At 34.8% G+C, this 17321-nt stretch carries 23 protein-coding genes; 6 read left to right on the top strand and 17 right to left on the bottom strand.

Annotated features, from left to right (window positions below; all coding sequences use genetic code 11):
- Positions 1-13: 13 nt before the first annotated feature.
- From AB1I62_RS12810 to AB1I62_RS12820, 3 genes are all read right to left on the bottom strand, one after another.
- Positions 14-829, bottom strand: a complete 816-nt coding sequence (locus AB1I62_RS12810) for a PD-(D/E)XK nuclease-like domain-containing protein (protein ID WP_367019331.1) — start codon at positions 827-829, stop codon at positions 14-16.
- Positions 792-1808: a recombinase RecT gene (locus AB1I62_RS12815; RefSeq protein ID WP_142429071.1), complete on the bottom strand. Its 1017-nt coding sequence runs from the start codon at positions 1806-1808 to the stop codon at positions 792-794. Before AB1I62_RS12815 ends, AB1I62_RS12810 begins: the two co-directional genes overlap by 38 nt.
- A 74-nt stretch (positions 1809-1882) precedes the next feature.
- Entirely contained in the window at positions 1883-2188 is a 306-nt protein-coding gene (locus tag AB1I62_RS12820; protein ID WP_002400767.1) for a hypothetical protein, read from the bottom strand.
- 50 nt (positions 2189-2238) lie between these two features.
- On the opposite strand from AB1I62_RS12820, the gene AB1I62_RS12825 reads away from it, so the two are divergent.
- Positions 2239-2493 (top strand): hypothetical protein, encoded by a 255-nt coding sequence (locus AB1I62_RS12825; protein ID WP_002393052.1) that lies wholly within the window; start codon positions 2239-2241, stop codon positions 2491-2493.
- Here AB1I62_RS12825 and AB1I62_RS12830 read toward each other — a convergent pair.
- The 7 genes from AB1I62_RS12830 to AB1I62_RS12860 form a co-directional block, all read right to left on the bottom strand.
- Entirely contained in the window at positions 2468-2686 is a 219-nt protein-coding gene (locus AB1I62_RS12830) for a hypothetical protein (RefSeq protein WP_002370011.1), read from the bottom strand. The genes AB1I62_RS12825 and AB1I62_RS12830 overlap by 26 nt on opposite strands.
- Before the next feature lie 93 nt (positions 2687-2779).
- Positions 2780-3136 (bottom strand): hypothetical protein, encoded by a 357-nt coding sequence (locus AB1I62_RS12835; protein WP_367019332.1) that lies wholly within the window; start codon positions 3134-3136, stop codon positions 2780-2782.
- Between the two features lie 2 nt (positions 3137-3138).
- A complete protein-coding gene (locus AB1I62_RS12840; protein ID WP_367019333.1) occupies positions 3139-3363 on the bottom strand; it encodes a hypothetical protein in 225 nt (74 codons plus the stop codon).
- A 59-nt stretch (positions 3364-3422) separates the two neighbouring features.
- Positions 3423-3623: a hypothetical protein gene (locus AB1I62_RS12845; protein ID WP_123836122.1), complete on the bottom strand. Its 201-nt coding sequence runs from the start codon at positions 3621-3623 to the stop codon at positions 3423-3425.
- Positions 3624-4036: 413 nt separating this feature from the next.
- On the bottom strand, positions 4037-4234 hold the full coding sequence (locus AB1I62_RS12850; RefSeq protein WP_342813672.1) for a hypothetical protein: 198 nt from the start codon (positions 4232-4234) through the stop codon (positions 4037-4039).
- Positions 4235-4268: 34 nt separating this feature from the next.
- Positions 4269-4538, bottom strand: a complete 270-nt coding sequence (locus AB1I62_RS12855; protein WP_002365131.1) for a hypothetical protein — start codon at positions 4536-4538, stop codon at positions 4269-4271.
- Between the two features lie 12 nt (positions 4539-4550).
- Complete coding sequence (locus AB1I62_RS12860) at positions 4551-4733, bottom strand: hypothetical protein (protein ID WP_002365132.1); 183 nt, start codon at positions 4731-4733, stop codon at positions 4551-4553.
- A 296-nt stretch (positions 4734-5029) separates the two neighbouring features.
- Between AB1I62_RS12860 and AB1I62_RS12865 the strand changes: the two genes are divergently transcribed.
- The 3 genes from AB1I62_RS12865 (at position 5030) to AB1I62_RS12875 (ending at position 6646) form a co-directional block, all read left to right on the top strand.
- Positions 5030-5350: a helix-turn-helix transcriptional regulator gene (locus tag AB1I62_RS12865; protein ID WP_002365133.1), complete on the top strand. Its 321-nt coding sequence runs from the start codon at positions 5030-5032 to the stop codon at positions 5348-5350.
- Positions 5351-5367: 17 nt separating this feature from the next.
- Positions 5368-5793, top strand: a complete 426-nt coding sequence (locus AB1I62_RS12870) for an ImmA/IrrE family metallo-endopeptidase (protein WP_002365134.1) — start codon at positions 5368-5370, stop codon at positions 5791-5793.
- A gap of 88 nt (positions 5794-5881) precedes the next feature.
- Positions 5882-6646, top strand: a complete 765-nt coding sequence (locus AB1I62_RS12875; protein WP_236691869.1) for a LysM domain-containing protein — start codon at positions 5882-5884, stop codon at positions 6644-6646.
- Between the two features lie 93 nt (positions 6647-6739).
- On the opposite strand, the gene AB1I62_RS12880 is transcribed toward AB1I62_RS12875, so the two are convergent.
- Entirely contained in the window at positions 6740-7387 is a 648-nt protein-coding gene (locus AB1I62_RS12880) for a hypothetical protein (RefSeq protein ID WP_142429067.1), read from the bottom strand.
- 185 nt (positions 7388-7572) lie between these two features.
- Between AB1I62_RS12880 and AB1I62_RS12885 the strand changes: the two genes are divergently transcribed.
- Complete coding sequence (locus AB1I62_RS12885) at positions 7573-8754, top strand: site-specific integrase (RefSeq protein WP_002367292.1); 1182 nt, start codon at positions 7573-7575, stop codon at positions 8752-8754.
- Between the two features lie 102 nt (positions 8755-8856).
- Here AB1I62_RS12885 and rpmG read toward each other — a convergent pair whose 3' ends face one another.
- From rpmG to AB1I62_RS12915, 6 genes are all read right to left on the bottom strand, one after another.
- Positions 8857-9006: a 50S ribosomal protein L33 gene (rpmG, locus tag AB1I62_RS12890; protein WP_002356321.1), complete on the bottom strand. Its 150-nt coding sequence runs from the start codon at positions 9004-9006 to the stop codon at positions 8857-8859.
- 125 nt (positions 9007-9131) lie between these two features.
- The gene (locus AB1I62_RS12895) at positions 9132-11270 is read right to left on the bottom strand and encodes a penicillin-binding transpeptidase domain-containing protein (protein ID WP_367019334.1); all 2139 of its coding nucleotides are present in this window, start codon (positions 11268-11270) and stop codon (positions 9132-9134) included.
- A 165-nt stretch (positions 11271-11435) separates the two neighbouring features.
- Positions 11436-13373 (bottom strand): threonine--tRNA ligase, encoded by a 1938-nt coding sequence (gene thrS / locus AB1I62_RS12900; protein WP_048738006.1) that lies wholly within the window; start codon positions 13371-13373, stop codon positions 11436-11438.
- Positions 13374-13769: 396 nt separating this feature from the next.
- The gene (locus AB1I62_RS12905) at positions 13770-13949 is read right to left on the bottom strand and encodes a 2-hydroxymuconate tautomerase (RefSeq protein WP_002356318.1); all 180 of its coding nucleotides are present in this window, start codon (positions 13947-13949) and stop codon (positions 13770-13772) included.
- A gap of 165 nt (positions 13950-14114) precedes the next feature.
- Positions 14115-15560 carry a L,D-transpeptidase family protein gene (locus tag AB1I62_RS12910; protein WP_010820244.1) on the bottom strand — a complete coding sequence of 482 codons (1446 nt, stop codon included), beginning with the start codon at positions 15558-15560 and terminating at the stop codon, positions 14115-14117.
- A gap of 146 nt (positions 15561-15706) precedes the next feature.
- On the bottom strand, positions 15707-16570 hold the full coding sequence (locus AB1I62_RS12915) for an aminoglycoside 6-adenylyltransferase (protein WP_048737845.1): 864 nt from the start codon (positions 16568-16570) through the stop codon (positions 15707-15709).
- Positions 16571-16691: 121 nt separating this feature from the next.
- Here AB1I62_RS12915 and AB1I62_RS12920 point away from each other — a divergent pair, with 121 nt between their 5' ends.
- Positions 16692-17273 (top strand): YdcF family protein, encoded by a 582-nt coding sequence (locus AB1I62_RS12920; RefSeq protein WP_002359392.1) that lies wholly within the window; start codon positions 16692-16694, stop codon positions 17271-17273.
- Positions 17274-17321: the final 48 nt, after the last annotated feature.

Raw genomic sequence — 17321 nt, forward strand, 5'->3', positions numbered from 1 at the left:
CGTTATGCACCTCCTATAAATCGTCCATACTGGTAAAATTTGTAATTTTGTTGTGTCCTCTACAATATTCACAAGTTCCACAACTAATTGGCTCCTCTTCGCCGTTTTTCACTCGCACAACATGTTCAATGTTTTCTTTTAATTCTTCTAATTCATAAATCATTTTTTCTTCGCTAAGAGTGATTAGTTTTGCTTCACTAGGTGTTTGTTTCGAAACGGCTGCAATGAGAGGAAGGAAATTTTTGTCATATTGTTGTCGAAGCAGTTCGCAATAAACAGCCATTTGCAACACGTAACCGAAGCGTTCAATGAAGTTTGCTTTTCTGTTTAAACGTTCATTCCATTTCTTCTCGTGCATATCTTTGGTTGTTTTGATATCTACAAAATACTTTTCTTCTAAATTCAAACAATCAATTTTCCCTTTCCACACTGCACCGCCAATTTCACCTGTGACGATCACTTCTTTTTCGCCTTGATAAATATTTAAAAAGGCTTCTTCTTGTTTTAATCTTTCAATCATCTGCTCCGCAATTTGGAAATCTTTCAATAGGGCAAACGGTTTTCTTGAAGAAAACATCTTGTTTTTATTTTCTTCTTTAAATGCTTCATGAATTTCTGGTGATTCAAAGTAAGAATGAACATAATTACCAACTAGCAATGCTTTTGAATCACTCTCTGGTGTCCATTCGCCTTTTAACTTGGCAAGAGCTGCAGCTTCACATTCTAGAAATTTTTTATATTGAGATACAGACATATAAGCTAGGTCCGCTTCTTGTGAATAATAATTTTCATCAGAAAGGATAATCGTCTTCTTCAATCGTTGAGACATCAGCTTCACTCTCTTTCTGATTGGTTTCATAACCAGCCATCACATCTAAAGTTTCCTGAACTGGCTCTTCTAAAATTCGGTCCGCCGCTTTCATTAAATCTTCTTTTTCAATTGGTTTGGCTTGTTCGATATCTGGTTGCTCTGTTACATCAGCCACACGTGTAATTCGTTCATTATCTTTTTCTTGATCAACAGCTTTTTTATTGTTGGAAAATAGTTTTTCTTCAAGTACCGCAGCTTGCTCTTCTCGCTCTGGTGTCACATCTTTTCGTTCGAATTCATTTTCGAGTGTGTCTTTAGCGGCTTGCACAAATAAATCATTATCGTTACTAGTATTGATTAAATATTTAGCAGCTCGATTGATGACAGTTCTTTTTGCCATTTCTTCTGGAAAATCATTCTGAACATTTTTTGTTTTTGCTTTGCTCCATGACTTATCAATTTGTTTCTTTGTCATGACGGTTGTTACTTCTTTACCATTTGCTAGCTTAATAACCACATAAGCAGCCTTAATGTCGTTGTCTAGGTTTTCGAAGGACGTTTCATGTTTAGCAACAACTAAGTCGGGACCATCCATAGCAATTTCAAATACATCGCCTTCTCTTACTACAACAGGCGTGATATCTGCCCCTCCAGTTACTCGATCTAATACAGCCATGGTTCCAAAATATGAGCGCATAAGCTGAACTTTATTTCCATATTTGATGAAATAACATTGTTTTTTAGCTGGCGATAATCCTTGGATGACCATATCAAGCAAAGCGTTAGAAATAGATGTTTTAGTTTCTGGATTGTTAGCTGCCAACTGAAGAAGGTTTCCTCCTGAATTGTTGGTTAGTTCAAAGAAAGCACTTTTCAATGCATTCTGTGGACTATAACCTGGTGGCATTTCTAATCCCTGCTCTTGCAATCTATTTAAATTTCCGATGACTTGTTCATCTAAAGATCGTTGTGTCATTTGTGTTAAATCGTTACTCATATTTATGTTCCTTTCTTGGTATAATATTTTTAAGTGAGCATTGTGCATACATCTAAAATTTACAACAAACTTTGCTATGGATTGATTTCTTGATTCATAGCTTCTTTTTCTATTTCTTTGTACGTCCATAATAAAGTCGCACTTAGTAATCTAAACGCATTATCCTTTCTCATGATGTCCTCATTACCAAAGACATCTAACAAAATGCTGTCGACTTTAGAATCTATCGTTCTTTGTAAATCCATTGCTTCTTTATAAGTTCTTGCATTTTTTTTAATCATATCTTTTGTACTTTCTTGAAATTCATACAAAGCAGGTAAAAACGGTTCAATCACTGCTACTATAATTTGATCTGCTTTTACATCTAAATCGTTACTCATATATTTTTGCTCCTATTCTTTGTTATACTATTCGTAAAAGTGAGGTGATTATGTTGCTGAATTATGATGTTGATAGAGTTGAAAAAATTGATACTAGTGAAACAGAGCTTGTAAATCTTTTGCTTGATCATGGTTGGAAAATATTATCAATTGTTCAAGAATCTATTGATGGTTCTTCGACGTTACAAGGTTTTGCGTCATCATTCTTTATTTTGGGTGCATCTAAAGAAACTGCTGAAAAATATCCCATTAAAAAATCTAAGGATGAACTCGAAAAACTCATTGAGAAAAAGTACGGTTTTTAGTAACCGCATTTTCAAAATAGCGGTCATCAATTACAGTGATGACCCTATTTATTTGTTCATAACTAAGACCATGTTTTTTTATTACCTTTTTTAACTCATCGTACAAGGCTGTTTCCTCAATATCTAAATCAAAACCTAAAATTTCACGTTGATCCATTAAACTCATTCTCATTATCAATTGCTTTCTATTCATATTTGTTTCTCCTCTTCTTCGTCATATTCCCACGTTGGCTCTAATACTTCTTTTTCTTCTGGCGGCTCTTGTCTAGCTCCTAATGAATCAAATTCATTCGTGACAATCTACCTCCAATTTACTAATCGATTTTCTTAGTTCGTCTTTCATCTCTGTTATCCTGTCATTTACAGCCTTTTCAACTAGTTCCTTGATGTCTGCTTGAATTCCAACTATCCCTAAATCTTCTTCTAGCCGAACTTTGTGCCAACGACTATGTCCTTCTTCTCGGAAAAATCCAGACCCCATAAAGTGTGTAGGTATACCAATTTCTATATCTGACATCACTTCTTTTTTATTATTTAAAGCAGGGTTCTTTATACTTACTAGATACTCCTCAGCTTCTTTTATCTGGCTAATCAAATTTTCTAAATATAGAAGCTTTTTATTTGCAACATCAATTACTCCCATGTTTACCACTCCCAGAATATTTTCGTTTTGTTTTCTTCAAGTTCAACGTGATCAAATCCTTCTGTTTCTAATTGAAATAAAAACGTTGATGTAATACCTTTACTATTCACCACGCAACTTGTATTACCATTTGCTGCTGCAGTTCGAATTAATTGAACAATTCTATTTTGAGCATTCGCTAACATTAATTCGTAAACATCATCACTTAAACCTCTTACTTCAATCATTGTTTTTCCTCCGTTTTAATTTGTGTTATACTTTTGTAAACATTTATTTTTGTAACTGACTAACTTGGATGGCCGTCCTTGTTAGTCTTTTTTTCATTTAATTCGTACTTTGCTTCGTCCCAACCGAAAAACCATACAATAAATGCGGGTGTGCCGATTATTATTAAAGCGATAAGTGTAAAGTTACTTTTTAGCGTAATCCCTAATGCAATCATTGCTAGAAATGCGCCAAATAGTCTCGATTGATATAATTTTTTCATTTACTGTTTTCCCCTTCTGGTATAATTTTCTTATCAGCAAGTGCTCTGCTGAAATAACTGATAAGGTGGTGAGGTAATGTATAATGTTGTAGAAAAATCTATACCCTTTTTAGAAAAATATTCTTTTTGGGTGTCGATAGCGTTATTTTTATTTTGGGTTATCCAAAAGAAAAGTAAGCTGTATATTTCTTATTTAACTAATAAAGCCAAGAACAATTACGAACGAAAGTATTTTGAAATTTTTGCATACAATGAAAAAAATAAAAATCATCAAATACAATTAACTAGTAGCTGGATTGACCTTTACAAAAGTTACTGGAAAAGAACAAACAATATTCTACTTTTGTCATTTATTTTTGCGTATATTTCTTTCAATACAACATCTTATTTTAGAAACGATTCAGATAACTTTTTTAAACTATTAACCATTTCCACAAGTCTGTTCCTAGCTGGATTAACATACATCCAACAACTATACCGAGAATAAAGATGAATGCTTGAACAAACAAAGATTCTTTATATCTATTTTTCGCCTTAGTATCTTCTGCCAAAGTACTAAGACTGTTTGCAATGCTTTCCAATGCAATAACTGTTCTTTCATCCGTATTCATATTATTTCCTCCCTAAATTTCGCTTGCCCAAGATTTATCTTTTTTGTGATAGAAGCCATCTGCGACACTCTTCTTTGTCGTAGAACTTCCCTTGTTTACTTACTGATCCATGTGGAAGCCCTAGCTTCTCCCATTCCCTTATTGTTGTTGTGGAAACATTGAAATATTTTGCAATCTCTGTTTGATTTAAGACTCGCTTATCAACTGCGGTATCTCTTCGTGCTTTTTCAATTTCATCAACAATAATTCCGTGTACAAAATCTCTTAGAGAAGCTTCATTTTCTGGAGTTAAAATCACTTCCATTTTTTACACCTCCTATCTGATTTTGTAATAAGCAATAATATCGGTCATTTGTTTCAGATGTTTTTCTGGATTGTTTAGGATTTTTCGTAGATATTGTTCTGTAATCCCTAACGCACTTGCTACATCAGGAATTTCCCAATCGTTAGATTTAAAATGGTCTAAAATTTTTTGACGTGTTTCTTGAACATTTGCCATGATTTTTCTCCCTTCTATAAATTTGTAAACAAATTTAACAACTATTTTCTATATTTAGTTGACATACGCTGAGCATTACTCTATACTATGAGCATAGTTAAATAAGGCATTAATATATTGATTTAAAAGCTTTCTTGGCGGTAGGCGTTTTATTATCAATAATATTTTTTGTTGTCTTTTTAGTTGTTAAACTCGTTTACAAAAAATAGTATAGCTTATTATTCAGAATTAATCAACTGAATTCTGCTTATTTTTCTAAACTTTTTTTGTAAGCATTTAGAAAGGTTGATAAATCAATGAACTCTTATGAAATAATAAAAGAATTGGCAAAGCAAAAGAAGTTATCTATTAGACAATTAGAAATGAATTTAGGATATTCGAACGGTTATCTTGCAAAATGGAGAGTAAACACTCCTAATTCAGATGAATTAAGTCGCATAGCAGACTACTTTGATGTATCTGTTGACTACTTACTCGGAAGAGAGAATAAGAACATATCGAAGAGAGTAGATTTATCAGAAGATGATACTGTATTTTCCTTTGATGGAAAAGAAATTTCAAAGGAGACAATGCGTAAAGCAATTGCTATTGCTAAAGCTTTGGAAGAAAACGAGTAATTGGAGTGGTAGTTGGTATGTATTTAAAACTGAAAGAATTGCTAAGTGATTATAATTTAAAATTGGTTTATATGGAAATGGAAGAATCTGGATTCTACTACCCTAAGCCAAGAATCGTATTTTTAAACGAAAAATTACATGAGGACAGAGCAGAAGCCTTTCACTTAGCACATGAGCTCGGTCATTTTATCGCTTCACACTATAAATATACAACGTTATATGATAGCCGCTCTAATACTTTTCATTCAAAATTTGAGGCAGAAGCTAATAAAATAGCAATTATAATTCTATTAAACATTTTTGTAGAAAATGAACTCACGGATGAATCACAATTTAAATTAGATAATTTTATGGATTTTTATTCTATAAATAGTAATTTAAGAACGGAATGTTTCGATGTTTGTCATTCATACTTCAAAAAGAATTATTCTTACGCACAGTAAAAAAGCCCATGCGACAACACGGACTTAAAACCTCATTTCGAGATTTACTGACAAGCATATTATAACAGAAATGAGGATTAATTTAAAAATGAAAAAAATTGTTACTTTAGGTTTATCATTATTACTGCTTACTGCTTGTTCTAACGAAACTAAACAGGTTTCAAAGCAAAACTCAAGTTCTACCTCAATTACATCTGAAAAGAAAGATATTTCTGATTCTAAAAAAATTAATAGCTCAAGTAGTGAGTCATCAACTATACATTATTCAAGTACACAAACAGATGAAACAACACAAAAAGAATTAGGCGGGTCTACCTATTCCCAAATTTTAGAGACTTATACTCAAAAGTTGACTACAACTACACCTATATTGATTGAAGAACTGCGAAATGAAGGAGAACCTATAAAAGGCAATGTTTCAGCATTAGCTGAGGTTTTAAACTCTAAAATAGGAAAATTAGCAGATATTTCAAATACTGGAATTTCGGAAATGGCAAACATACAACTTTCTAATAAAGACGACTATTCATTATATGAATCTTGGGCAAATAAACTGACAGATGTTTATACTGCTGAAGCAAATAAGTTAACAGACCTGTACACCGAATTAGCTGCTGTTGACACGGAAATTTCTACATCACAACAACCATTGCCATCTACTCAATCATCTTCAGTAATTGAACAACCTCAAAGCTCTGAATCTGAACAACCTGTATATGACAAAGTACGAAGCGGTGAAGGAGCTCGACAAGTAGCTGAAAGAAATGGCTTAACCTTAGAACAACTATTATCATTAAATCCAGGCATTGACAACTCTGTTTTTTATCCTGGTCAACCACTACGAATTAAATAAATTAGAAAGGAATATTAAAAATGCCAACTACTAGAACAATGCCCGATTATGGAGAAAAAAGAAATGGTGGCAAAGGAGCACCTCCTCCGCCACCTACTCGCCCACAGCCTCGTCCATAGGCACTATATACAATTTCACTTTTTTCTCATAATCAATCAAAATATTTATATCATTATTTTTAAATAGAATTTCAACTGCTTCGACAGTTCGTCTTTTTTCAGGTTCTTTTGGTGCATATAATAGTAACTCATTGTATTCATCCGTATTATATTGATAAACATTTAAATAGCCAGAAGCGATATAGTTGTTTGCAAAATCAAAAACATAGATGTATTGATGATAAGAATTATCCAACGCAGTATCTCTAATTGCTCTATGTGTAAATTCTAGCTTACCCTTCTTTTTTCTAAGTTTATTTATCCAAGAAAAAAAAGATAAAATTGCTTTAGGTAAAACGAACAACCCAATTACTAATACTAATACAAATGATAGTATTGCAGCCGCAATTTGTTGGATGTACGGTTCCATATTCGACAAATTGTAAGAAATGATACTTTGAGCTAACAAAAATACAGCTAAATTAATGGCTGACAATATTGATACTACTGCTATTTTTTCTTCTTTTTGTGCATTTGATAAAACTAACAAGTCATTACTCTTAATTAAGAAATAGGTAAAATATCCTGTAGCAGTAGATTGTATAAGTACTGCAAAAATATTTAAGTATTCAGTAACCATCATAGAAAACCCCTTTACAATTGGATGACCTCTTCATAGGCCAATTATAACATAATTTCTACTATAAATCCCCCTCTCTGGTGAGTTCTAGCGTGTTCGATTCATGCTAGGGGCTTTAAAATTTAATAAGGAGGTGCTAGAAATTTGTCATTCCTTCTATTCGCTTGCCCAAGTGGAAAGGATAAAAAATGGCAACTTTTAAACAATATACAAAAAAAGGAAAAAAATACTGGAAAGTAACTGCCTATTTAGGCGTAGATTATTTAACTGGAAAACAAATTAATGTCACTATCAGAAACTGTAATACAAAAAAAGAAGCACAGCTCAAGCTTAATCAAAAAAAAATAGATTTTGATAATGGAAATCTAGCTAACGAGCATACTCGTTTAACCACTTTTGAAGAAGTTTATTATATGTGGTTGGACGAATACAAAAAAACAGTTAGGGAATCCACATTCATCGCTACTGAACGACGTATGAAAAAACACATTTTGCCCACATTCGGGAAAATGCGACTTGAGCGTTTAACAGTCAAGATCGTGCAAAAATCTGTTAATGAATGGTATAAAAAGAATGAAATGGGAAAAGTACTTTTAAGTTATGCTTCTCGTGTTTGTGACTATGCTGTTGGTTTAGAAATAATAGACTCAAACCCATTTAAGAAAATAACTAAACCTAGTTCGCTAAAGAAATTAGAAAAGAATACAAAAAGAAAGTTCTATACAAAAGACGAACTGGAACATTTCTTAAATACAGCTGATAGCATTGCCAATCAAGCCAAAGAAGAAAGTTTAGTTCTAAAATACTATGCCGACTTAGACTGTGCTATTTTTCGCTTACTTTCTTTTACTGGTATACGTGTTGGTGAAGCTTTAGCATTGAATTGGAATGATATTGATTTAAAAAAGCAGGTAGTTAATATAAATAAAACTACTGCTATCAGTACAAATGGATTGACTATAAACGATCCTAAAACTCCCAATTCTATTCGTAAAATTTCTTTTGATAACAAGACTGCTTATATCTTAAAAAAATGGAAACTTAGACAGCATGAAGCTTTAATGAAAAAAGGTGGATTTAAAACACAACTCATTTTTACAAAAATTGATGGTACCATGTTCCGAAGTCAAGACATTTACCAACGTTCTAAAAGATTGGCAGAAAAAGCTAACTTACATTCTATTGGTTGTCATGGTTTTCGGCATACCCACGCAACCTTATTATTCGAATCAGATAACGTTAGGTCTAAAATAATCCAAGAACGTTTAGGACATTCTTCTTTACAAATAACTATGGATACTTACACTCATATTTCTGATGAAGTTACTAAAGAAGCAACAGATGCTTTCAGTAGCTATGTAAATTTTTAAAATAGCAAATCTACATCAATAACTAAATCAGTAAATTCCTAACAACAAAAAAAGAGCCTAGAACCCTTATAAAGCAAGGATTCTAGGCTATATTAAAATAAATTATTTAGTTTCACGGTGTAAAGTAACTTTTCTTTCACGTGGGCAATATTTTTGTTTTTCTAAACGATCAGGATTGTTACGTTTATTTTTATTTGTTAAGTAGTTACGTTCTTTACAAGAAGTACACTCTAAAGTGATGTTTACGCGCATGTTTTCCCCTCCTACTAATAATTGATCTTTCCAAGAGATTTCTTAGACTTGAATATCATACCATTTTTTTTGTCATTTGACTACCCTTTTGGGCAAATTTGTAAAGTAGTTCTACTTTACAAATTTTATTTTTTGTACATTTCCATATACGCTTCTAAAACTTCTTTGGCAATCGTTTGGTTTGGTTTTGATTCTTCGTCATTTAAGTGTGGTAAAACAACGCTAATTGCAATTTCAGGGTTTTCGTAAGGCGCATAAGCCACCAAGTTACTATTAACCGTCGTGTGAACAACTCCGTTAGCATCCTTTGCTTGCGTTTCGGCGGTCCCTGTTTTAGCAGCAATCGAAAACTTGTCTGATTTTAAACCTGGTGCCGTAGTCAATTGACTAGTTCCATTTACCACATTATAGAAACCTTGTTGAAGAATTCCTATCTGGTCTTCAGAAATATTCACCTTATTCAAAACTTTTGGTTCGATTTCTTTCAAAATTTTTCCTAAAGCTCCATTTTCATCATTGCCATAGATGCCTTCTACCACATGGGGTTGTACGCGGATACCATTATTTGCGACAGTGGAAACGTACTGTGCTAATTGTAATGGTGTGTAGTTATCATATTGTCCAAATGATAAATCTAATAGATTTCCGCCTTTAGGCGCTTCAGCAGGATCTTTGAAATCTTTATTTACATATCCAGGACTTTCACCAGGTAAATCGATGCCTGTCTTAATCCCCATTCCATATTCAGCATAAGCGTTTCTTAGCTCTTTGAAAACTTTGTCATCGCCAATTTCATACGGGAAGACCATATTAGGATAGTAATTTACACCCATTAGTTTAAACACAACTTTCATCATGTAGGCATTAGAAGAGTACTCTAATGCTTGTTCAGCAGTTAATTGCATTTGTGCATTACGACCACCACTATTCCACCAAGAAGCTTTTGGATTTGTACCAGCTAAAATAATTGGTTCATCTAATAGAGTATCATTTCCTTGTAATACTTTCGCCTCATAACCAGCTGTTAAAGTACCTGCTTTCACAACAGATCCAGGTACCTCAAAGTTTAAAATAGGCCCTAAAGGATTAGGTGTGACTTCTCCTGTCTGTAAATCATGACTAACTCCGGACATCGCTAAAATAGCTCCTGTTTGAGGGTTCATAGCAACGACATACGCATTTTCTGAGTATGGTCCAATGGTTTTGACTATTTGTGAATAGTTTCGTTGTAAAATTTCATCAACTTTGTTTTGGAAATTTGAATCAATCGTTAATTTTAAGTTGGAGCCTTTTTCCCCTTTGGAAATTGGGGTTTGTGAAACAATCTTTCCGTTATTGTCTAAAACGACTTCTGATTTTGCTTTTTTACCTTGTAGAACGTCTTCATATTGTTTTTCTAAATAGCTAGTTCCAACACGGTCATTTCGTGCATAGCCTTTTTTCAAATATTCATCGACTTCTTCGGCTGGCAATCCTTGTTTTTCAGTTGAAACGGTACCCAACAGGCTACGTAATGCACCACTTTGAGAATAATCACGCGTCCAATCAGTCCCTGTTGAAACACCTGATATTTCCGCTGTGTGTTCACCAATTGTCGCAATTTCACCTTCTGTTACCCCTTCATTCTTGATGAAGACCGTGTTCATTTGTGACGCGGCATTCATTCGTTTAAAAATCGTCACTGCTTGTAAGGTTCGGTCATCAAACGCAATTTCTTCAGGGGTGACTTTTTCAACTGCTTTGGCATACAATGTGCCTTCGTCCATAATTTTGTTGCCTTTTTCATCTTCTTTATCTTGATCGGTTAAACGGGCTTGGGCTGCTTTTAAATTTTCAGGATTCGCTAACCAATAATCTTTTTTGTCACGATCCGTTAAGTTTGGATCAACTGGAACGTTAATAAGTTCGTTAACTTTATTCGCAATCGGTAAAATATCTTTTCCTTCAATATTTTTTCCTCGTGTGTAAGTGATTGCTAAATTGGCTTTGTTAGAAACCAAGGCTTTTCCTTGTGAATCATAAATTTGTCCTCGAGGGGATGGTGTCGTGATTTGCAGTGAAGAATTGGCAGTGATTTTTTTGTTAAACTCTTCTCCTTCTACAATCTGTAAATACCCTAAACGGACAATTAATGAAACAAATAAAGTGAATATCACAAAAAATAATAAGTTCAATCGAAAAGGAATATGTGGCTTTCTACCTCGTTGACTCTTTGCTGCGGCATCTGTTTTTTTTATTTTATCTATAAATGAGTTTTTCTTCATACCTCTAGTCCCTTCACTAAAAAGTTTCGCATTCTCATTGTAACAAAAAATAGTCAAAAAATCAGGATTATTCCCAGCTCTAAGGAAATATTTAATTATTTTTTTGTTAAAAAAAAGTCAAAAGGACTTCTGAATTCAGAAGTCCTTTTGACTTTTTCTCTTTTTTTAACGGCTGTAATTGTGAACTTCAGCAACCATGCTGTCAATGAAAATTGATAAATCTTCGACAGACGTTTCTTTGCTTCCATAACGACGGACGTTCACCGTTGCATCTTCCATTTCTTTGTCCCCGACCACTAATTGATAAGGTACTTTTTGGGTTTGAGAGGCCCGAATTTTGTAGCCCATTTTTTCGTTACGATCATCGACTTCAACACGTAAGCCTTGTGCTTGTAAACGTTCTTTGATTTCATAAGCATACTCAGAATGCGCTTCTACAGAAACTGGGATAATAGTTGCTTGAATTGGTGCTAACCAAGTAGGGAAAGCGCCTTTGTAAACTTCTGTTAAGTAAGCCACAAATCGTTCCATTGTTGAGACAATACCACGGTGGATAACAACTGGGCGATGTGTATTTTCACCATCTTCGCCAACATAAGTTAAGTCAAAACGTTCTGGTAATAAGAAGTCTAATTGGATGGTTGATAATGTTTCTTCCATTCCTAAAGCTGTTTTTACTTGAACATCTAACTTCGGACCGTAAAAGGCAGCTTCGCCTTCTGCTTCAAAGTAATCTAATTCTAATTCATCCATGGCAGCTTTTAACATCGCTTGCGCTTTTTCCCACATCGCATCATCATCAAAATATTTGTCTGTATTATTTGGATCACGATAGCTTAATCGGAAACGATAATCCGTAATGTTAAAGTCAGCATAGACTGCCACCATTAACTCCAAAGTACGTTTAAATTCGTCTTTAATTTGGTCAGGACGAACAAAAGTATGGCCATCGTTTAAAGTCATTTCACGAACACGTTGTAACCCTGATAATGCGCCAGATTTTTCATAGCGGTGCATCATCCCTAATTCAGCGATTCGAATTGGCAATTCGCGGTAACTATGAATGTCATTTTTATAAACCATCATATGGTGTGGACAGTTCATTGGACGTAATACCAGCATTTCGCCATCGCCCATATCCATTGGTGGGAACATATCTTCATGGTAATGATCCCAGTGACCAGATGTTTTGTATAATTCCACATCTGCCATAATTGGTGTATACACATGTTGGTAACCTAAGCTAATTTCTTTGTCCACAATATAACGTTCAATTGTACGACGAATGGTTGCGCCTTTTGGTAACCAGAAAGGTAACCCTGAACCAACTTCTTGTGAAACCATAAATAAATCTAATTCTTTTCCTAATTTACGGTGGTCACGTTCTTTGGCTTCCTCGCGCATTTTGATAAATTCTTTTAAATCTTTTTTATCAAAAAAGGCAGTGCCGTAAATCCGTTGCATCATATGATTGTCAGAGTTTCCGCGCCAATAAGCACCAGCTACTGAAAGTAATTTAAAGACTTGAATCCGTCCTGTTGAAGGGACGTGAACACCACGACATAAATCAACAAAATCGCCTTGATCATAGACAGTGATGATTTCATCTTCTGGTAAATCTGTAATTAATTCAACTTTGTAAGGATCATCAGCAAATAATTCTAACGCTTCTGCACGTGAGATTTCTTTACGAACGATTGGGTTATTTTCCTTCACAATTTTCATCATTTCGGCTTCAATTGCAGGTAAATCTTCCGCTGTCACAGGGGATTCTCCATTATCTGTATCATAATAGAACCCAGAATCAATCGCAGGACCTACGCCAAATTTAATGTTAGGGAAAAGACGGCGTAAGGCATTAGCCATTAAATGAGCTGATGAATGACGTAAAATTCCTAAAGCATCTTCATGATCAGGTGTCACGATTTCAAGCGAACCATCTTCTACGATAGGACGATCTAAATCGATTAAAACACCATTGAATTTACCAGCTAAAGCTTTTTTGGCTAAACTGTTGCTAATACTTTTAGCAACATCAAATGTTGTAATCCCAGAATCAAACGGTTTAACAGCGCCATCTGGAAAAGTAATGTGAATAGACATAATAAAATTCTCTCCTTTTAATTTTTTTGATTTGAAGCGTTTCATTGTGTTCCTGTTTTTCACAATTAAACGAAACAGCCACCTGTTCCCCTTGTTAAAAAACAAAAAGTCCTAGTATTCTAACGAATACTAGGACGAAAATATCGTGGTTCCACCTAATTTTGAACACAAATAATCTGTGTTCCTCTAGCGTGTTAACGGTGCGACCGCCTTTGTTTCAACAAAGGTTTCGAAAGTGGTCATCCCTTGTGCCAATCTGGAAAATTTTCAGCCAAGATTTTCCTCTCTAATAGATCGCGGGCAAGTTCAGTTGTCTTTCTCATCAATCATTTATGCACTTATTTAACCACTTATTTTCAGAAAAAGCAAGTGATTCAACAGAAATTCTCTGAAAACTTATTTTTTCCATTCGCCGCCTTGTGCATAGCGGTCTTTTTTCAATTCATTGACAATCACATGGATATTCTCTTTTGGTGCACCAGCGTTTTTTGACACAGCTTCTGTAATATCTTTGACCATATTAGTTAACTGTTCTTCTGTTCGGCCTTCAATTAATTCTACATGTACAAATGGCATCTTCGTTCCCCCAATTTAAATTGCTTGTTCTGTTTGTATCATAGAGCGGGTTATGACGCTTGTCAATAAAAAATTGGAGACGTCAGTCGTTACGGTTGACGTCTCCAATTTTTACTTTTCAGATACACAGCTGGACCAAAGTACGGTCTTGCCTAATATCTCTTTTTATACTTCTTCGCCGTAATCTACAGGTTTATCAAATTCACCTGGTGCATCATCATAGATATGTCCGTAAATAATTACCGGCATTCCGTCATAGGATACATCAAAGATTTTTGAAACTTCTGTTCCTGGCGTATTGATACAGCCATTACTACCAGCATCGGTTTTAAAGGCTTCTTTATCGCCATACTTATCCAATTTATGGTCGGAGTCATGAATCCCGATTTGTGTGACAACGCCCCCTTGACTTAATAACGGCATCCAATATTTTACTGGCACACTGTATCGAGAACCATCAAGCATTTGACCTTCTAAATTCACATCGGTTGTCCGATATAAAATTGTATGGAATCCTGGTACTGTTGCGGTTCCTTTGTTATATCTGCCAGTAATGACATCTGTGGTGACTATTTTTTTGCCATCAATGAAACAATACATTTTTTGATCTTTTAAATCAATTTCAATGTAATTATTGGCAATTTTACTATTTTCTTTGGTATCGCCAACCAACGGAGCAGTGATTGCATTCATTTGTTCTTGGCTATTCAGCGCGTTTACTAGTAGTTCTTGCGTTTTGGCCCCATCAATCGACCAGCCATAACTTCCATTGTTTTTAAAACGACGTGTCGTACCGTGAACATCTGTAAATAAAACTGGTTGATTAGCAGAACCATATGTTGTTTCTAATTGTGTCACCCAAGTAGTTAGTTTTTCTTTGTTGATTGTGCCATCATCATTCAGCACGTTTTGAATTTGTGTTTTATCAAAGGCTACTTTTTCACCATTAATATCAACTGTAATTGTTTTATTTAACTTGTTATTGAGCGTTGTCAATGTTGCCTTTAACGTTTGATCCTCTTTTGTAATTTCAGGGGCTTTATAAAAATCTTTGGCATTGTATTGATAGTTGCCTTTTCCCGCTTCAACATCCGCAATAATCTGCTGATTTAAGCGCTGTGTGTCCACTACTGTGCCTTTTTCTTCGGGAACAATTTCAAAAGTACCATTGCCTCGACGGATACTCGCATTTTTGCTTGGTTTCCCCTCTGGAAAACTCAAAGTTGCTAATTTGGCTTCTAGTTCTTTTTTGAATGCCTCGTTTAACGGTAGCTTCACCTTGCTACTGTGTAAATGGTCTTTTAAAAATTTTTGATCCAATTGGTATTTTTTAGGAAGTTGAATTTTTTCTTCTTTTGTCCCCGTTTGAACCACAACTTCTTCGGTTTGATTAACTTGCGCTAATTTTTCTTCTGCAGCATTTACATTTAACCAGCCTACAGAAACTCCATTTACTTTTGTGGTTGGTAAAAAGTGACTTTGAAAATAAACATAGCTGCCCCCAGCAACCAGAGCTAGTCCAACCAAAGAAGTAATAATTACTTTCTTTTTATTATTTTTTCCTGATTTTTGACGACGTGTATTACGCATTTGCATTTCTTCTTTTTTCATTTGTTCATCCTTTATATCAATAATTTTAGGTTTATTTCTTAGAGACTAGGCAACAAACAACTGCGGTGATCTACAATCAAAAAAGGTTCCCTTTCTCTCGCAGATTAATTTTTTCAATTATACACTATTTTTACGTTGTTTTCAGCTTATTTTCCTTGTAAATCCTTTAATCTTAAAGAATTTGTATACTCTGTGACTTTTTTTGCTTCTTGTAAATGATACGTAAACTGGGCCATTTTAGCAAAATCCTGAGCGACGACGTCAAAAAAGGCTTGTGTCTTTATTAAGCTGTTCCAACAAGCTTCTTTACTAGAAAAATCCAGCAATGATGCTAATTGATCCATCGTGTCAGGAGTGACATAATTTTTCAGATACTTAAATTGTTTCCCAATAGAAATTGGCTCCGGTTCCTGCCAAGCCGCTTGCCAAGAAAGCAAGCGCAACAGTTCCTGCTGACAATATTCATAGAGATGTGTGACAGCGTAAAATAGTTCATTCCGACAAAGCCCCTTAACTACATACGTACTAACCCACCAAAATTCATTGCAACAATCGTTAAACTGCTGCTGATTCGGAACTGTTACTGTATAATTTTTATCAGATGCTACAGGTAAAGGTGGCAAATTTTCATCTTTGTCTAACAAGATAATTGCTAAAGAATCGCCTTCATGCCAATTGTCTTTTTCTGCGAGAGGACACAACGTTAAATCGATACGTTGACCATCTTCAAATAACATTAAAAATGTTTCCCGCGTCTTCGGTTCTGTGGGAAATAAGGTCATTTCCTTGGGACGTTGCATAATTAATGGTTGTCCAAATTTTGCTATCCACGTTGCTGTTTCAAAAAACTCAGCACATGGTTCTACAATATAAACAATGTCGAAATCTTGAAAACTATCTTTTGGCGCTTTCACATTCGTGCGAGAACCCACCATTCCCACAGCTCGAATGTGTTCTTCTTGTTTTGCTACATCCATAATAAGTTGAAACATTTCTTCTTCTGTACGCATGCATTCGCTCCCTCTCTTCAAAAGTTTCTATTAAAACATAGATTTTTTTATAAGTCTTTTGTTTTCTATCGCTTTTTCTATGGTACTTCGTATACACTAACATTACAAGGAGGGATGTTTCATGCATTGGTTAAAAATAACAAGTTTATCCATTGTCAGTTTTGGCTTTTGTATTCTTTTGATTTTAGGTCTACTTATTTTTACTGGCAAAAATACGCAACCCACCGATAAACCAGATGCTATTTTAATTTTAGGGGCCCGTGTTTTAGGGACGTCTAAAGAAACCGCACTGCCCAGCCGTGTTTTGCAAGCTCGGTTAGATGTGGCTATCCCCTATATTAAACAACACCCCGAGACACCCGTTATTGTTAGCGGAGGGCAAGGAGCAGATGAGCCGGCTACGGAAGCCGCGGTTATGAAACAATACTTGCTAAATAAAGGTGTTCCAGAAAAACAGATTCTCTTAGAAAATCGTGCCACACGCACCAAAGAAAATATTGTCAATTCACAAAAACTCCTTTCTTTTAAACGGCTAGTGATTGTTACTAGTGACTTTCACATGTACCGCTCGCAACTTTTAGCCAAGCGAGCAGGCATCTCAAATGTTTCAGGCATCACTGCGGCTTCTTCTTTTCCAAAAGATATCAAAAATTTTGGTCGAGAGCTGCTTTCTTTAGGCTATGCCTTACTCTTTGATTGGTAAAAGAGCGTCCTTCGCAAGACCATTTTGCGAAGGACGCTTTTATATTCT

The sequence above is a fragment of the Enterococcus sp. AN402 genome (assembly GCF_040719405.1).
GTDB lineage: Bacteria > Bacillota > Bacilli > Lactobacillales > Enterococcaceae > Enterococcus > Enterococcus faecalis.

What these genes read in the sequence shown, in the direction of transcription:
- AB1I62_RS12820 (WP_002400767.1), bottom strand. Translation starts at nt 2,188, where the DNA reads ATGAGTAACGATTTAGATGTAAAAGCAGATCAAATTATAGTAGCAGTG.
- AB1I62_RS12840 (WP_367019333.1), bottom strand. Translation starts at nt 3,363, where the DNA reads ATGATTGAAGTAAGAGGTTTAAGTGATGATGTTTACGAATTAATGTTA.
- AB1I62_RS12860 (WP_002365132.1), bottom strand. Translation starts at nt 4,733, where the DNA reads ATGGCAAATGTTCAAGAAACACGTCAAAAAATTTTAGACCATTTTAAA.
- AB1I62_RS12855 (WP_002365131.1), bottom strand. Translation starts at nt 4,538, where the DNA reads ATGGAAGTGATTTTAACTCCAGAAAATGAAGCTTCTCTAAGAGATTTT.
- AB1I62_RS12910 (WP_010820244.1), bottom strand. Translation starts at nt 15,560, where the DNA reads ATGAAAAAAGAAGAAATGCAAATGCGTAATACACGTCGTCAAAAATCA.
- AB1I62_RS12810 (WP_367019331.1), bottom strand. Translation starts at nt 829, where the DNA reads ATGTCTCAACGATTGAAGAAGACGATTATCCTTTCTGATGAAAATTAT.
- AB1I62_RS12835 (WP_367019332.1), bottom strand. Translation starts at nt 3,136, where the DNA reads ATGGGAGTAATTGATGTTGCAAATAAAAAGCTTCTATATTTAGAAAAT.
- AB1I62_RS12915 (WP_048737845.1), bottom strand. Translation starts at nt 16,570, where the DNA reads ATGCGTACAGAAGAAGAAATGTTTCAACTTATTATGGATGTAGCAAAA.
- AB1I62_RS12845 (WP_123836122.1), bottom strand. Translation starts at nt 3,623, where the DNA reads ATGAAAAAATTATATCAATCGAGACTATTTGGCGCATTTCTAGCAATG.
- AB1I62_RS12870 (WP_002365134.1), top strand. Translation starts at nt 5,368, where the DNA reads ATGTATTTAAAACTGAAAGAATTGCTAAGTGATTATAATTTAAAATTG.
- AB1I62_RS12880 (WP_142429067.1), bottom strand. Translation starts at nt 7,387, where the DNA reads ATGATGGTTACTGAATACTTAAATATTTTTGCAGTACTTATACAATCT.
- AB1I62_RS12865 (WP_002365133.1), top strand. Translation starts at nt 5,030, where the DNA reads ATGAACTCTTATGAAATAATAAAAGAATTGGCAAAGCAAAAGAAGTTA.
- AB1I62_RS12825 (WP_002393052.1), top strand. Translation starts at nt 2,239, where the DNA reads ATGTTGCTGAATTATGATGTTGATAGAGTTGAAAAAATTGATACTAGT.
- AB1I62_RS12895 (WP_367019334.1), bottom strand. Translation starts at nt 11,270, where the DNA reads ATGAAGAAAAACTCATTTATAGATAAAATAAAAAAAACAGATGCCGCA.
- AB1I62_RS12920 (WP_002359392.1), top strand. Translation starts at nt 16,692, where the DNA reads ATGCATTGGTTAAAAATAACAAGTTTATCCATTGTCAGTTTTGGCTTT.
- AB1I62_RS12885 (WP_002367292.1), top strand. Translation starts at nt 7,573, where the DNA reads ATGGCAACTTTTAAACAATATACAAAAAAAGGAAAAAAATACTGGAAA.
- thrS (WP_048738006.1), bottom strand. Translation starts at nt 13,373, where the DNA reads ATGTCTATTCACATTACTTTTCCAGATGGCGCTGTTAAACCGTTTGAT.
- AB1I62_RS12905 (WP_002356318.1), bottom strand. Translation starts at nt 13,949, where the DNA reads ATGCCATTTGTACATGTAGAATTAATTGAAGGCCGAACAGAAGAACAG.
- AB1I62_RS12850 (WP_342813672.1), bottom strand. Translation starts at nt 4,234, where the DNA reads ATGAATACGGATGAAAGAACAGTTATTGCATTGGAAAGCATTGCAAAC.
- rpmG (WP_002356321.1), bottom strand. Translation starts at nt 9,006, where the DNA reads ATGCGCGTAAACATCACTTTAGAGTGTACTTCTTGTAAAGAACGTAAC.
- AB1I62_RS12830 (WP_002370011.1), bottom strand. Translation starts at nt 2,686, where the DNA reads ATGAATAGAAAGCAATTGATAATGAGAATGAGTTTAATGGATCAACGT.
- AB1I62_RS12875 (WP_236691869.1), top strand. Translation starts at nt 5,882, where the DNA reads ATGAAAAAAATTGTTACTTTAGGTTTATCATTATTACTGCTTACTGCT.
- AB1I62_RS12815 (WP_142429071.1), bottom strand. Translation starts at nt 1,808, where the DNA reads ATGAGTAACGATTTAACACAAATGACACAACGATCTTTAGATGAACAA.